We start from the raw sequence: 14,247 nt of genomic DNA, 5'->3' as shown, positions 1-14,247 counted from the left end.
AAGCCCCCGGTGCCTTGCGGCAGCGGGGGCTTTTTTGTGGGCGCTTATTCGGCCGGGGTTTTGCCCTGGCGCTTCTCGATGATATCTACCAAACGCTTGGCCAGCGCCGGGTAGTTCTCGTCGAAGTGATGGCCGCCAGGCAGCTTCATGGCCTCACCGACTGCCGTCTTGTCGGTGCAGCCACTCTCGTCGACTTCTTCGGCACCGTAGATGCACACCACCTTGTCGGCTGGCAGCTTGGCCATTTCCGGGCCGGTAGCGGCTTCTTTGCCGGCGTTGCCCAGCCAGCCTTCCACTTCGATCTCGAAGCTGCCGGTACGGGCGAAGGCCAGCAGGATGATTGCGTCTACACGCTGCTGCTCGTTTTCCGGCAGGCGGTTGTAGATGGCCGGCAACACGTCGGCGCCGAACGAGTAACCGGTCAGCACGAAGCGCTTGGTGCCCCATTTCTGCCGGTAGTGTTGCATCAGCTCGGCGAGGTCCTTGGCGCTTTGTTCCGCAGACTTGTGCTGCCAGTAGTAGCGCAGGGTATCGATGCCGACCACCGGGTAGCCGATCTTGGCCATTTCACCGGCCACGTCGCGGTCCAGGTCCCGCCAGCCGCCGTCACCGGAGAGGAACAGGGTGACGGTGTCCTTGGCCTGGCCAGCTGGCACTTCGACCACCGGGATTGCCAGGCCGCCGTTGTCCGAGCCCACCAGTTGCTTGCGCAGCTCGTTGTTCAGCACTTGCGGGTAGTGAACGTCATAGTCGCTGATGCTGGTGGTGGCGCGCGGCGTGTCGCGTACGAAACTGGCGGCATCATCGTCAGGGTTATCGTTCCAGGCCACCAGCCAGTTGCCGTGGGCCGAGGTTTTCGGCAGCGGGTCGTTGCAGCCAGGTTGTGCCAGCGCGAAACCTACGGAAATGGCATTCGCCTTGTCGTCGTTCTGCGCGGCCAGCCAGCGCCAGGCCAGGGCTGCGCCAGGGCCGATGCCGCTGACCAGGGTCGCCGGGCCGGCAAGCTGGCCCAGGGCGGTTTGCAGGGCTTGTTCCTGCAACTTGCAGTCGTCCTTGGGCAGGATCACCTGGACGATCTGCGCTGCGCCGCCCTGGCTGAGGGCGATCAGTTGGCTGTCGGTCAGGGTTTCATCGGCCAGCACGGCCACGGCTACACGTGCCTTGGGCGCGGTGCCCGGGGTTACGCGGGTAAGGACCGTGCCGTCAGCCTGTGGCAGTTGTTCCAGAGTCGGTTGCGGTGCAGGGCGGTTCCAGTACCAGTAGCCGCCACCAACGATCAGTGCCAGTACCACCAAAAATGCCAATACATACCGCCAGGAGCGTCGAATCATCAGCGTTTCACCAATCCAGTCAAGCCGCCCGCAATCAGGGCGGCGGTGTCGGCCAGTGCCACCAGCGGATCAAGTCCTGCGGGCACGGCCATATAACGGGGTTCCCAGTCAGGCTGGAACTTGTCTTTGAAGCGGCGCAAGCCTTGGAAGTTATACAGTTGCTCGCCACGGCGGAACACCATCGAGCCCAGGCGTTGGGTCAGCGGGGCGCCACGTCGTGGTTGCAGGCCCGACAACGGCACCATGCCGAGGCTGAAGCGGGCGTAGCCATGGTTCTTATAATGTTGAATCAAGCCGACCATCATGAATTCCATGGTCAGCTTCGGCGCGTCCGGGTGCGCACGCATCAGGTCGAGACTGGCCAGGTCATGGCTGTAGGTCTCAAGCAGGTTCGCAAACGCTACCGGGCGCCCTTCGAAGCGAATGATCGCAATCCGAAAGTGCTTGAGGTAGTCGTCGCTGAATCGTCCGAGGGAAAAGCCTTTTTCCCGCACGTTCTTGCCGGTCAGCCATGCGTCGGAGATGACTTTCAGCTCCTCCATAGGCGCCTGGCCGGGTTCGTGGATCTCCAGGGACAGGCCGTCTCGGGTCCCGCGGTTCCAGGTGTAGCGCAGGTCCTTCATCTCTTTGCCCTTGGCTTCCAGGTCAAAGCGTTTCAGGTCGACCCGGGCTTCTTCACCCAGCTTGATCGCGGTCAGGCCGATGTCCATGTAGTACGGCAGGTTCTCTGCCCGCACCTGGTAGAACACCGGGCGCGCATGGTGAATGTCGCACAAGTCACGGAACTGCCAGATCATCTCGGCCCGTTGCAGGGTCGGGCCGATCGGGTCATACAAAGCCACCAGGCTGCGGCCGCGACGAGCGTACATCAGGAACGCTTCGTCGTTGGGGTGAAACAGCAGGGCCTTGTCGCCGGTCAGCGCCAGGCCGCCGTCGGGTTGCGCCGAGTTCATCAGGATCTTGGTGGCGCGCTCCAGCTCTTCGGGGGTCGGCAGATGGATGATCGGGCGCGCGGTACGCAGCAGCCAGGTCAGCGAGACCACCACCAGCACCACGGCAGCGCCCAGCAGCGAGCGCAAGCCACGCGGGGCGTTGGCGTCGAGGGTGAACTGCCACCACAGTTGATGGCTGTAGGGCACGTCCTGGTAGGCGAACAACAGCAGCCAGATCGACGCACCGAGCACGCACACGCTGGCAACAAGATACAGCGGCGAGAAGGGCAGTTCGGTCAGGCGGCTGGCGCGATAGAACGAACGCCGAAAGATCGCCAGCAGCACCGCCGTCATGGTCATCAGGCTGGCTTCTTCCCAGTCGAAACCCTTGAGCAAGGAGAGCAGGGCGCCCGTCAGCAGCAGCACCATGGTCAGCATCCACGCGGCCGACAACCGGCGACGCAGGCCCTGGGCCAAGAGCAGGCAAAGCACGCCGATCAGGCTGGCACCAAAGTGCGAAGCGTCAATCAGGCGATGAGGAATCAGGAAGCCGATGTTTTCCAGGCGTGAGTCGATTTCCGGGGTTGCGCCGGAAAACAGCAGGACCACGCCTGACAAAAAAACCAGTACGGCCAGGATCGGTGCAGCGAGGCCCGAGGCCGCCCGCAGGCTTTGCTGTGTATGGAACAGACGCTGGGCTTCATTGACCAGCAGGAATACGCATGCGATCAACAGTGGCAGCACCACATAGATCATCCGGTATAGCAGCAATGCGGCAGCCAGTGGCGCGGCGCCCAGCTTGTCGGCAAAGGCGGCCAGCAGGATCGCTTCGAACACCCCGACGCCGCCCGGTACATGGCTGAGCACGCCGGCGGCCAGGGCCAGCAGGTACACGAGCAGGAACGGGCCAAAGGGTGGCGCTTCCGGCAGCAGCATATACAGCACGGTGGCGGCAGCGGCGACGTCGAGGGCGGTGATGATCAGTTGCAGAAAGGTCAGGCGACGGCCCGGCAGGCGCAAGGTGCGGCGCCCGGCCTTGACCAGCAGGTTGTCCGGGTAAGGTTGTTCCGGCAGCCGGCGACGATAGATGCCGATGCACAGTGCTGCCGTCAACAACAATACGGCGCCAGCGACACCACCCAGCAGGCTCGCGGGTAAATGCAGCGCGCTGGACGCGGCGGGCAGGTTGCTCAGGGTGGCCAGGGCAGCCAGTGGCGGCAGGGCGCAACCCAGGGCCAGGCTGGCAAACACGGTCATGCGGGCCACTTCGGAGGCACCGATGCCATACCGTGCATATAAACGGTAGCGTACCGAACCGCCCGAGAGCATCGACAGACCAATCGCATTGCCAATGGCGAAAGCGGTAAAGCCGCCGTAGGCCAAGGTCTTGGCAGGCAGCTTCACGCCGGCATAGCGGGCGCCGGAAAATTCATAGCCCAACAGAATGATAAAGCCGGCGACAGCGGCACCGAATGCGCCCAGCAGGGCGGGCTTCGGCACTTCCAGGATCGAATCGTGGAGCGCGTACAGGTCCAGCTCAAGCAGCAGGTGGCGACAGGCGATAAGGGCGATTGCGAACAGCAACAAAGTGACGGCCAGTCCGATGGGCTGGCGGTATTTGCTCAACAGATCCAGCCAGCGCAAACGGGTGGGAGTGATCGGTTGTGTCGCTGTGACAGTGTCTTGTGGTTCAGACGAGTTGGCGCGCATCAATCACCTCGTGGATTGTGCGCGACAGGATGGAGGTATCCAGCCAAGTTACCAATCCCTATGGACAAAATAATTACAAATATTAACGCGTATCGCGAAGTGCAGCGACAGCGCCCATTGGTCGTAGAAGGACAGTGCTTGAAGACTTAGCATAGCTTGCAATGAGATGGACTCTACAAACCGTGTACGGTTTCATGAAAGATGCCATGCCATTGTTTCAAAAGGACTTTTTCGTCAGATACAAAAAAGGCCACTCTTTCGAGCAGCCTTTTTTGATGTTTGGTTGCGGGAGCCGGATTTGAACCGACGACCTTCGGGTTATGAGCCCGACGAGCTACCAGACTGCTCCATCCCGCGTCTGTGTGGCGGCATTCTACAGAGCAACGGCAGGGTGTCAACCGTTAATCGAACGATGGGTCAAATAAGTGCAAATTAGCGTCGGATTGTCACGCGCGTGCGGTAAGTGCGCGATTGGGAAAGGATTTTTGTCAGACAATCGAAAAGAGGGGCTAAAACAGACAGGCACAAAAAAGGCCACTCTTTCGAGTAGCCTTTTTTGATGTTTGGTTGCGGGAGCCGGATTTGAACCGACGACCTTCGGGTTATGAGCCCGACGAGCTACCAGACTGCTCCATCCCGCGTCTGTGTGTCGGCATTCTACAGAGGAACGCGAGTGTGTCAACCGCTGATTCAAAGAAAAGCGCTTGTGGTTCAATCGGTTAGCTCTCCAAGGTGGCCCCTTGATAGGCCGCGGGGCCAGTCTGGCCGAGGCTTTCAGCTCTATTGGGGGGTGTGTTTCGATTGAGAAAATGAATTCATCTACGAATTTTCCTACCGCTTAGGCGGAAGATTCAAACTACTGGTGCTATATACAGGTGTGAATGAGATACTGCCCGCCTGTTCGTTTTCTGCCCAGAATCACTGCCTTATATATGACGCAGCGCAAAATCATCCACGTCGACTGTGATTGCTTCTACGCCGCCATCGAGATGCGCGACGACCCGACCCTGGCGCAAAAGCCCCTGGCGGTCGGTGGCTCGGCAGACCGTCGCGGTGTGATCGCTACCTGCAACTATGAGGCGCGGGCTTATGGTGTGCGTTCAGCCATGTCGTCCCGGCACGCGTTGAAGCTGTGTCCGGACCTGACCATCGTCAAGCCGCGCATGGACGCTTATAAAGAAGCGTCCAAGGAAATCCAGACGATCTTTCGCGACTACACCGACCTGATCGAACCGTTATCCCTGGACGAAGCCTACCTCGACGTCTCCGACAGCCCGCATTTCGGCGGCAGCGCCACGCGCATCGCCCAGGACATTCGCCGGCGGGTCTCCAATCAATTGCATATCACCGTTTCTGCCGGCGTGGCGCCGAACAAGTTTCTCGCCAAGATCGCCAGCGACTGGAAAAAACCCAACGGACTGTTTGTGATCACCCCCGATCAGGTCGAAGACTTTGTCTCGGCGCTGCCGGTGAAAAAGCTCCACGGCGTGGGCAAGGTAACGGCCGACAAGCTGACGCGGCTGGGGATCGAAGACTGCCTGCAACTGCGAGAGTGGAACAAGCTGGCGCTGGTGCGTGAATTTGGCAGCTTCGGCGAGCGGCTTTGGAGCCTGGCCCGTGGGATCGATGACCGTGTGGTGCAGAACGATAGTCGCCGGCAATCCATCAGCGTGGAAAACACCTACGACGTCGACCTGCCGGACTTGCCCAGTTGCCTGGAAAAGCTGCCGGAGCTGATGGACACCCTGGCCGGACGCATGGCGCGCATCGACAGCAGCTATCGGGCGGGCAAGCCGTTCGTCAAAGTGAAGTTTCACGACTTTACCCAAACCACCCTGGAGCAGGCCGGGGCAGGGCGGGATCTGGAGAGTTACCGGCAGTTGCTGACCCAGGCTTTCAATCGTGGCGGCAAGCCGGTGCGATTGTTGGGAATAGGTGTGCGTTTGCTGGACTTGAGCAGCGGCAACGAGCAGCTCCAATTCCCCTGGTAGAAACCGGAAACCAAATGTGGGAGCGGGCTTGCTCGCGAATACGGCGTGTCAGCCAGCATATGCATCAACTGACACACCGTATTCGCGAGCAAGCCCGCTCCCACATTTAATGGCTTCAGCGTGCCCCGGGATCCGCCACCAGCCGACCCGCATCCTTGGTCAATGCCTGCAAGAATTCCTGCTGCAACTCCGGATCGTTGCGGGTCAGTTCAATCAGGCTTTGTTCCAGCTCGCTGGCTTCTTCTTCCAGGCCCAGCTCCGACAGGCGCTTGACCCGGTGCACCCACTCGTTGACTTCATCGTCTTCGAGGTCGTCGTAGATCAACCCGTGAGCTTCGAGCAATTTGCTGCGCAGGGTGCTGCTGACGGCCAGGGATGAGTCCGAGTGCACGTCATCCTGGGCATCTTCAACGCTGATCTTCAGGATGCTGATGCGGTTCAGGTCCTGCTCGGCAAACGGGCTGTCCAGCAGGTTCAGGCGCAGCACGCCGTTACGGTCGGTGGTCAGTTCATGGGTTTGCTTGCCAGCCGTCACCTGTACCGGGCGCTCGCTCCAGGGCAGGCTCGAATACTCCACACGCTTGTCGCGCTGGACTTCATCGATGCCCGCCAGGTTCTGTTGCGCCCGACCATGGGATTGCACGTTCATGAACGGGTTGATCCCGTCCACGCCGTAGCTGAGCCAGTCACGGGTCACGCTGGCAGGCAAGTTGCCCAGGGCAAAGATATTCGCCACGTTGGCGCCGACGCCCGCCACGAGCGCGACCGCGCCGAGGGGCATCTCATAGAGTTTGCGCCAAGGCTGGTAGGGCGTGTAGCGGTCGTAACGACGGGTGACTTCGAATTCGGTGACCTCAAAGGTCTTTTGCTCGTGAATGCGCACCCGGCGTTGCGGCAGCTCCAGCACCTTGGGTTCGCCCACGTCGATCTGCAGGCTGTGATCGAGCAATTTGCGCTCGACACGTTCCTCGTGCTCGCTGCGTTGCGACATTTGGTTGGCGCAGCCGCTGACCAGCAGGGCGCCACATAACGTGGCGCCCCCCAGGGCTATGGTGTTTCGCTTGAACATGACGACTCTTGATATGGTTTTCAGCGACGAATACGCGCCTGAAGGAAAGACAGCACGTCAGCCACCGGCAACGGTTGGGCTTCGGCTTCGGTCCGGCTCTTGTATTCCAGATTGCCATCGGCCAGGCCGCGGTCACTGACCACGATCCGGTGCGGGATGCCAATCAGTTCCATGTCGGCGAACTTGATGCCCGGGCTGGTTTTCTTGTCCCGATCATCCAGCAGCACTTCAAAACCGGCCGCCGTCAGTTCGGCGTACAGCTTGTCGGTGGCCTCGCGTACTTGCTCGGTTTCGTAGCGCAGCGGTACCAAGGCTACCTGGAACGGCGCGAGGGCGTCACTCCAGATGATGCCTTTCTCGTCGTTGTTCTGCTCGATGGCAGCCGCAACCACGCGGGAAACACCAATGCCGTAGCAGCCCATTTCCAGGGTGATCGGCTTGCCGTTCTCGCCCAGCACTTCGCACTTCATCGCCTTGCTGTACTTGTTGCCCAGCTGGAAGATGTGCCCGACTTCGATGCCGCGCTTGATTTCCAAGGTGCCCTTGCCGTCCGGGCTCGGGTCGCCGGCAACCACGTTGCGCAGGTCGGCCACGGTCGGAACCGGCAGGTCACGTTCCCAGTTCACGCCGAAGTAGTGCTTGTCATCGATGTTCGCACCGATGCCGAAGTCGCTCATCAGCTCAACCGAACGGTCGATGATGATCGGCAGTGGCAGGTTCAGCGGGCCCAGGGAGCCAGCGCCGGCGCCAATCGCGTCACGCAGTTCTGAGTCGGTGGCCATGACCAGCGGGTTGGCAACGCCTGGCTGCTGGGCGGCCTTGATTTCGTTGAGCTCGTGGTCGCCGCGGATCACCAGGGCGATCAGCTTGCCTTCTTCCTCGGCGCGCACGATCAGGGTCTTGATGGTCTTTTCAATCGGCAGATTGAATTTCTCCACCAGGGCTGCGATGGTCTTGGTCTCAGGCGTGTCCACCAGGCGCAGCTCTTCGCTTGGCGCAGGGCGGGAGGTTTCCCGTGGCACGGCTTCGGCTTTCTCGATGTTCGCCGCGTAGTCGGAACCGTTGCTGAACACGATGTCGTCTTCACCGGACTCGGCCAGCACGTGGAATTCGTGGGAACCGGCACCGCCGATGGAGCCGTTGTCGGCTTCAACCGGGCGGAATTTCAGGCCCAGGCGGGTGAACACGTTGCAGTAAGCGGTGTGCATGCGGTCGTAGGTGACTTGCAGGGACGCCTGGTCCGGGTGGAACGAATAGGCGTCCTTCATGATGAATTCGCGGCCGCGCATCAAACCGAAGCGTGGGCGGATTTCGTCACGGAATTTGGTCTGGATCTGATACAGGTTGAGGGGCAGCTGTTTATAGCTGCTCAACTCGTTGCGCATCAGGTCGGTGATCACTTCTTCGTGGGTCGGGCCGGCGCAGAAGTCGCGGCCATGACGGTCCTTGAAGCGCAGCAATTCAGGGCCGTACTCTTCCCAGCGCCCGGATTCCTGCCACAGCTCAGCCGGTTGGGTGCTCGGCATCAACACTTCCAGAGAGCCGGCAGCGTTCATTTCTTCACGAACGATGGCTTCGACCTTGCGCATCACCTTCAAGCCCATGGGCAGCCAGGTGTACAGGCCCGAGGCCAGTTTGCGGATCATGCCGGCGCGCAGCATCAGCTGGTGGCTGATCACGACCGCGTCGGAAGGCGTTTCTTTCTGTGTGGCGAGCAAATATTGACTGGTGCGCATGGTAGGCCGTTGTCGGTTGCTTGGACTTGAAATGACGTTGGATTGTACGGGCGCTTGCCGCCGACGTACAGGCATCAGGATGCAGAGCTGTCTGTAGGAGCGAGCTTGCTCGCAAAGATCGTCAACGATTACACGGGAAACCGGGATAAACGCGGTGCCTGTGAGTGCTTCGCGAGCAAGCTTGCTCCTACAGCGGGGAGGTGTCCTCGGGAGGATTCAACCGAATCCGCCGGCTTTCCTGGAACCAGTGCAAGGCAATCAGAAGCAGCGTCGGCACACCCAGCAGGCAGGTGATCAGGAAGAAGTTGTGGTAACCGAACTTCTCGACCATCACCCCCGAATACCCGCCGATCAAACGTGGCAGCAGCAACATGATCGAGCTGAGCAACGCGTATTGGGTGGCGGAGAACTTCAGGTTGGTCAGGCTCGACAGGTACGCAACAAACGCCGAGGTCGCCATGCCGGAACTGAAGTTGTCCAGGGAGATGGTGAAAATCAGCATCTGCAAATCCGGGCCCATGTCGGCGAGCATCACGAACAGCAGGTTAGTGCCGGCCGATGCAATGCCGCCGATAAACAGGATCGGCAGGATCCCGAAACGCACGATCAGCAGGCCGCCCATGCCGGCACCCAGCAGGGTCATGATCAGGCCGAAGACCTTACTGACGCCGGCGATCTGGTCCTTGGTGAAACCCTGGTCGATATAGAACACGTTGGCCATGACGCCCATTACCGTGTCCGACATGCGATAGGTGGCAATCAGCCCCAACAGCAGCAGGGCCTGCCAGCGGTAGCGCAGGATGAAGTCGTTGACCGGTGTGAGCACCGGCGCCAGGCCCCGGCGACCCATGGTCGACAGGCACAGGGTGGTGAGGATGATATAGAGGATGGCCCGCAGGAACGCGCGGTCTTCCAGCAGCAGATCCAGCAGGCTCACGCCCTGGAACAGCACGCTGGCGAAGTCTGTGTTGTACAGCTGGGTAAACATCGCAGGCACCGAGACCAGCAGCACAATCAACACGAACACCGACACTAACTGGTGAGCAAAGCTGTAGCGTCCGGCCTGCAGTTGGGTGCGCAATGGCACATTGGGCTCGCGCATCAGCAGCGTGGTCAGCAGCGCGGGCACCATCAGCACACCAAACAGCACGTAGGTGCCGGTCCATGCCGAGTGCTTGTAATTGAAGCCGGTGGAGCCAAAGCCTTCAGCGAAAAACAGTGCGCCGGCCGTCGCCAGCAGGGCCGCAATTCGATAGCCGGACATATAGCTGGCGGCCAGCGCAGCCTGGCGGCTGTCGTCGGCGATTTCCAGGCGGTAGGCGTCTACGGCGATGTCTTGAGTGGCGGAAGCGAAGGCGACGATTACCGCGATAGCGATCAGCCAAGACAGGTGCTTTTGCGGATCGCAAAAGCCCATGCCGATCAATCCAAGGATAACCAGCGTCTGGGACAAGACTAACCAGGATCGACGACGTCCGAGCTTGCCGAGCAGCGGCAGGCGCCATTGGTCAAGCAAGGGCGACCAGACCCACTTGAAGGCATAGGCCAGGCCGATCAAGCTCGCGTAACCGATGGTTTCGCGGGCCACACCGGCCTCACGCAACCACACCGAGAGCGTCGAGAACACCAACATGTAAGGCATGCCGGCAGCAAAGCCGAGCAACAGCAGCACTAACGTCGAGGGGCTGGCATAGGCGGCGAGCGCGGCGCGCCAGGTTTTACGGGGCATGGGCTGGAGTCTGCCTCAGAATTACGCAAATAAAGCGCGCACTCTAACCGCTGTGCTCTACCGGGCGCCAGCCATGACGCTGAATATCAACACGATTGTTCACGATGCTGACGCCTTCGCCGCGCAAACGCGCACGTTGCTCGTCACCTGAGGCACTGCCCACCGGCAGACTTATCCGACCACCGGCACCCAACACCCGGTGCCAGGGCAATTTGGTGTCCTCGGGCAGTTGGCTCAGGGTGCGACCCACCCAACGTGCGGCGCGACCCAAACCGGCGAGCTGCGCCAGCTCCCCGTAGCTGATTACGCAGCCTTCAGGCACCTGGGCGAGGGTCAGGTACAGCCCGGTGCGACGCATTTCAGCGGGGCTTTGCGGAGCGTCGGTCGTTTCGTTCACGGTGGCATATCCGATGAAAATATCCGTCTATTTGTAAGAAATGTCTGCAAAATGGGCGGCTGAGAACGGAACTCGATACAAATACCCGAGTCAGTCCTTGCTAAGAAGTTATCCACCCCGATAATGCCCGTTTTTTCGTCAAACTCGAGCCCCATATCCGCTTATGTTGTCCAGAACCCTGCTGTGCCTCGCTGTATTCAGCGCCTCCACGCCTCTGCTCGCCGATACCGTCTGGTTAAAGAACGGTGACCGTCTGACCGGCAAGATCAAGGTTTTCGACGGCGGCAAGCTGCTGATCCAGACTGATTATGCCGGTGCCATCCCGGTGGACTGGAAGCAGGTCAAAACCCTTGAAAGTGATCAGGAGCTGCTGGTCAAGCAGGATGCCTACACCGGCGAGAAGGCCAAATCACTGCAGGCGGCCGATGACGGCAAAGTCATCCTGGCCAACGGTGAGGCGCCCAAGACCGTCGAACTGGCCAGCATCCAGCAGATCATCAAGCCCAAGCCCGTGATCGAAGACCTGGTGTGGAAGGGCAATGTCGACATGGCGCTGGACTACAAGCGCGCGGAAAAAGACACCAACGACTACGACATCGACTTCAAGACCACAGCTCGTCATGGCCAGTGGCGTCATACCGGCCAGGGCGAATACAACCGCGAATTCCAGGACGACGTGACCACCACCGACAACTGGGCGCTGGAATACGACCTCGACCGGTTTATCACCGAACACTGGTTCTGGCAGGGCCGTTTAACCTACAAGCGCGACAAGGTTGAAGACCTGTCACGCCAGCGCACCGTGGGTACGGGTCCGGGCTACCAATTCTGGGACGACGAACTGGGCGCGTTCTCCCTCGGTTCGCTGGTCAACCGCACCGACTATGAATACCAGGACGGCGGCAAAGACAACTTCTACTCGCTGGCAATGAAGTGGAACTACAACCGCTACCTGGTGGGCAAAACCGTCGAATTCTTCACCAATGGTGAGTTGGGCAAGCCGCTGGCCGGACCGTCCGACTACTCCCTGGATGCGGAAATGGGCTTGCGCTATAAAGTCACCGAGTGGGCTTCCCTCAACCTCAAGGCCGAGCGCGACGTGATCAGTGGCGACTCGGAAAGTGCGTTGAGCAAGACCCGCTATACCGCAGGGTTCGGCGTCGCCTGGTAATTAAAGGCGTAACCCGCCGTCCATTTCCAGGATTCGCCCGGTGTAGTAGTCGTTTTCGAAGATGTACGCCGCTGAATGGGCAATCTCCTCAGGCCGCCCCATGCGTTTGAGGGGAATGCCCGACGTCATCCTCTCCAGTGCCTCGGGCTTCATGCCCAGGGACATCTGCGTCTCGATAAACCCCGGCGCAATGCCTGCGACGCGGATGCCATAGCGCGCCAGCTCCTTGGCCCAGGTCACGGTGGCGGCCGCTACACCGGCCTTGGCGGCCGAGTAGTTGGTCTGGCCGACGTTGCCGGCGCGGGAGATCGACGAGATATTGATGATGGTGCCCTGGTTCTTCAGCTCCACCATTTTTGCCGCCACTTCGCGGGTGCACAGGAACACGCCGGTGAGGTTCACGTCGATCACCGCCTGCCACTGGGCCAGGCTCATCTTGGTCATCTCGCCATCCTTGACCTTGAGCAGCAAGCCGTCGCGCAAAATCCCCGCGTTGTTGATCAAACCGTTGATCGCGCCGAAGTCTTCGGCGATCTGTGCCACCGTCTGGCACACCTGCTCTTCATTCGCCACGTTGCATAGATAGGCCCGGGCCGTTACGCCGTGTGCCTGGCAGGCTTCCACCGCCTGCTCGAGTTTTTCCTGATTGAGGTCCACCAGCGCCAGGTGCGCGCCCTTGGCTGCGAAATACTCCGCCATGGAACGGCCCAAACCCTGGCAACCGCCGGTGATAATGATTACTTTGTCGTTGAGATGCATTCGCAAGTCCTGTGGGCGGAATTAATCGGCTATCCAAGTTTGTTTTTTGACGGAATTTATCAAAGGAGTCATAAGTTGAGCGCGCACGTTGCCAAGAATGCCCGAGAACTACTGCTCAAGGAATACCGTGGGGCACTTGCCACCTTGTCCAAGGCCATGCCCGGCTTTCCGTTCGGCTCAGTGGTGCCGTACTGCCTGGATGCCGAGGGCCGGCCGCTGATCCTGATCAGCCGTATCGCCCAGCACACCCATAACCTGCAGAAAGACCCCAAGTGCTCGCTGCTGGTGGGTGAGCGTGAGGCGGACGACGTGCAAGCGGTAGGGCGCCTGACCTACCTGGCCGAGGCCGAAAAGCTCGAAGACAGCGCCGCGATTGAAGCCGCAGCCGAGCGTTATTACCGCTACTTCCCTGATTCTGCCAACTACCACAAGGCCCATGATTTTGACTTCTGGGTACTTAAGCCGGTGCGCCACCGTTATATCGGCGGGTTCGGCGCGATTCACTGGGTCGACCAACTGACCCTGGCCAACCCGTTCGCCGGCAAGGCCGAGCTGAGCATGATCGAGCACATGAACAGCGACCACACCAAGGCCATTGCCCACTACGTCGAACTGGCCGGCTTGCCGACCACCGAGCCTGCACAATTGGCCGGTATCGACAGCGAAGGCATGCACCTGCGCATTGGCCAGGCACTCTACTGGCTGCCCTTTGCCGAGCCTTGCAATACGCCGACACAAGTACGCGAAGCCTTGGTTTTCTTGGCTCACGCTGAGGTCTGGCCGAAAAAAGCAGCCGCCGAAGCTTGAATTCACGAAACGGCGACGTCATCTAAGGTGAAGTAGCAAGGCATTCTTGCGTTGAGGAACCATTTGATGCGCCCTTTTTTGTTGCTCTTTTTGTTGTTCCCCGTGTTGGAGCTGTTCGTATTCGTACAAGTCAGTGGGGCAATCGGGTTTTTCCCGGCGCTGCTGCTGATCATTCTCGGCTCGATGCTCGGCGTTCTGGTGCTGCGCGTCGCCGGCCTGGCCACGGCGCTGCGTGCCCGTGAAAGCCTGAATCGCGGCGAACTGCCGGCCCAGACCATGCTCGAAGGCTTGATGATGGCATTGGCCGGTGGCCTGTTGATCCTGCCGGGCTTCATCAGCGATGTGGTTGGCCTGGTGATGTTGCTGCCATTCACTCGCAAGCTGCTGGCGGGCAAGATGCGCCAGCGTGCCGAAGAGGCTGCGATCCGCCAGCGCGCCTTCGCCGACGACCTGCAACCCCGTGGTGGCCCGGCCCCGCGCCAGCCCCTGGGGCGTGAAGGTGACGTGATCGAAGGCGAGTTCGAACACCGCGACCCCAAGTAATCTCCTCACTGGCACGGCACCCGCGGGTGCCGCGCGGCTTTTGAACACGCCCCCGACACAAAAATTTTCATC

Annotated in this window: 11 protein-coding genes and 2 tRNA genes; 4 read left to right on the top strand and 9 right to left on the bottom strand. The window is 60.3% G+C overall.

Going from position 1 to position 14,247, the window contains the following annotated elements; all coding sequences use genetic code 11:
• Window positions 1-44: 44 nt before the first annotated feature.
• From AU074_RS15040 to AU074_RS15025, 4 genes are all read right to left on the bottom strand, one after another.
• Window positions 45-1,331: a virulence factor family protein gene (locus tag AU074_RS15040; protein WP_076015376.1), complete on the bottom strand. Its 1,287-nt coding sequence runs from the start codon at window positions 1,329-1,331 to the stop codon at window positions 45-47.
• Window positions 1,331-3,973, bottom strand: coding sequence for a bifunctional lysylphosphatidylglycerol flippase/synthetase MprF (mprF, locus tag AU074_RS15035; RefSeq protein ID WP_076015375.1), 2,643 nt, complete (start codon window positions 3,971-3,973; stop codon window positions 1,331-1,333). Before mprF ends, AU074_RS15040 begins: the two co-directional genes overlap by 1 nt.
• A gap of 280 nt (window positions 3,974-4,253) precedes the next feature.
• Window positions 4,254-4,330, bottom strand: a tRNA-Met gene (locus tag AU074_RS15030).
• A gap of 207 nt (window positions 4,331-4,537) precedes the next feature.
• A tRNA-Met gene (locus tag AU074_RS15025) sits at window positions 4,538-4,614 on the bottom strand.
• Between the two features lie 291 nt (window positions 4,615-4,905).
• On the opposite strand from AU074_RS15025, the gene dinB reads away from it, so the two are divergent.
• On the top strand, window positions 4,906-5,964 hold the full coding sequence (gene dinB / locus AU074_RS15020; protein ID WP_076015374.1) for a DNA polymerase IV: 1,059 nt from the start codon (window positions 4,906-4,908) through the stop codon (window positions 5,962-5,964).
• Between the two features lie 115 nt (window positions 5,965-6,079).
• Here the strand turns inward: dinB and AU074_RS15015 are convergent, their stop codons facing one another.
• The 4 genes from AU074_RS15015 to AU074_RS15000 all read right to left on the bottom strand — a co-directional run bounded on the left by AU074_RS15015 (window position 6,080) and on the right by AU074_RS15000 (window position 10,856).
• Window positions 6,080-7,033, bottom strand: coding sequence for a hypothetical protein (locus tag AU074_RS15015; RefSeq protein WP_076015373.1), 954 nt, complete (start codon window positions 7,031-7,033; stop codon window positions 6,080-6,082).
• A 20-nt stretch (window positions 7,034-7,053) separates the two neighbouring features.
• Window positions 7,054-8,769, bottom strand: a complete 1,716-nt coding sequence (locus AU074_RS15010) for a proline--tRNA ligase (protein ID WP_076015372.1) — start codon at window positions 8,767-8,769, stop codon at window positions 7,054-7,056.
• 187 nt (window positions 8,770-8,956) lie between these two features.
• Window positions 8,957-10,498, bottom strand: a complete 1,542-nt coding sequence (locus AU074_RS15005) for an AmpG family muropeptide MFS transporter (RefSeq protein ID WP_076015371.1) — start codon at window positions 10,496-10,498, stop codon at window positions 8,957-8,959.
• Window positions 10,499-10,541: 43 nt separating this feature from the next.
• Window positions 10,542-10,856: an MGMT family protein gene (locus AU074_RS15000; RefSeq protein ID WP_256576911.1), complete on the bottom strand. Its 315-nt coding sequence runs from the start codon at window positions 10,854-10,856 to the stop codon at window positions 10,542-10,544.
• Between the two features lie 202 nt (window positions 10,857-11,058).
• Here AU074_RS15000 and AU074_RS14995 point away from each other — a divergent pair, with 202 nt between their 5' ends.
• On the top strand, window positions 11,059-12,066 hold the full coding sequence (locus AU074_RS14995; protein WP_076015369.1) for a DUF481 domain-containing protein: 1,008 nt from the start codon (window positions 11,059-11,061) through the stop codon (window positions 12,064-12,066).
• On the opposite strand, the gene AU074_RS14990 is transcribed toward AU074_RS14995, so the two are convergent.
• A complete protein-coding gene (locus AU074_RS14990; protein ID WP_076015368.1) occupies window positions 12,067-12,825 on the bottom strand; it encodes an SDR family oxidoreductase in 759 nt (252 codons plus the stop codon). It lies immediately after the preceding gene.
• A gap of 75 nt (window positions 12,826-12,900) precedes the next feature.
• On the opposite strand from AU074_RS14990, the gene AU074_RS14985 reads away from it, so the two are divergent.
• Window positions 12,901-13,632: a HugZ family protein gene (locus AU074_RS14985; protein ID WP_076015367.1), complete on the top strand. Its 732-nt coding sequence runs from the start codon at window positions 12,901-12,903 to the stop codon at window positions 13,630-13,632.
• Window positions 13,633-13,698: 66 nt separating this feature from the next.
• Complete coding sequence (locus tag AU074_RS14980; RefSeq protein ID WP_008433587.1) at window positions 13,699-14,175, top strand: FxsA family protein; 477 nt, start codon at window positions 13,699-13,701, stop codon at window positions 14,173-14,175.
• Window positions 14,176-14,247 lie beyond the last annotated feature (72 nt).

It is taken from the genome of Pseudomonas sp. ATCC PTA-122608, from assembly GCF_001952855.1.
GTDB lineage: Bacteria > Pseudomonadota > Gammaproteobacteria > Pseudomonadales > Pseudomonadaceae > Aquipseudomonas.
Note: the sequence above shows the minus strand (reverse complement) of the source record. Positions and strands in the feature narration are given on the sequence as shown.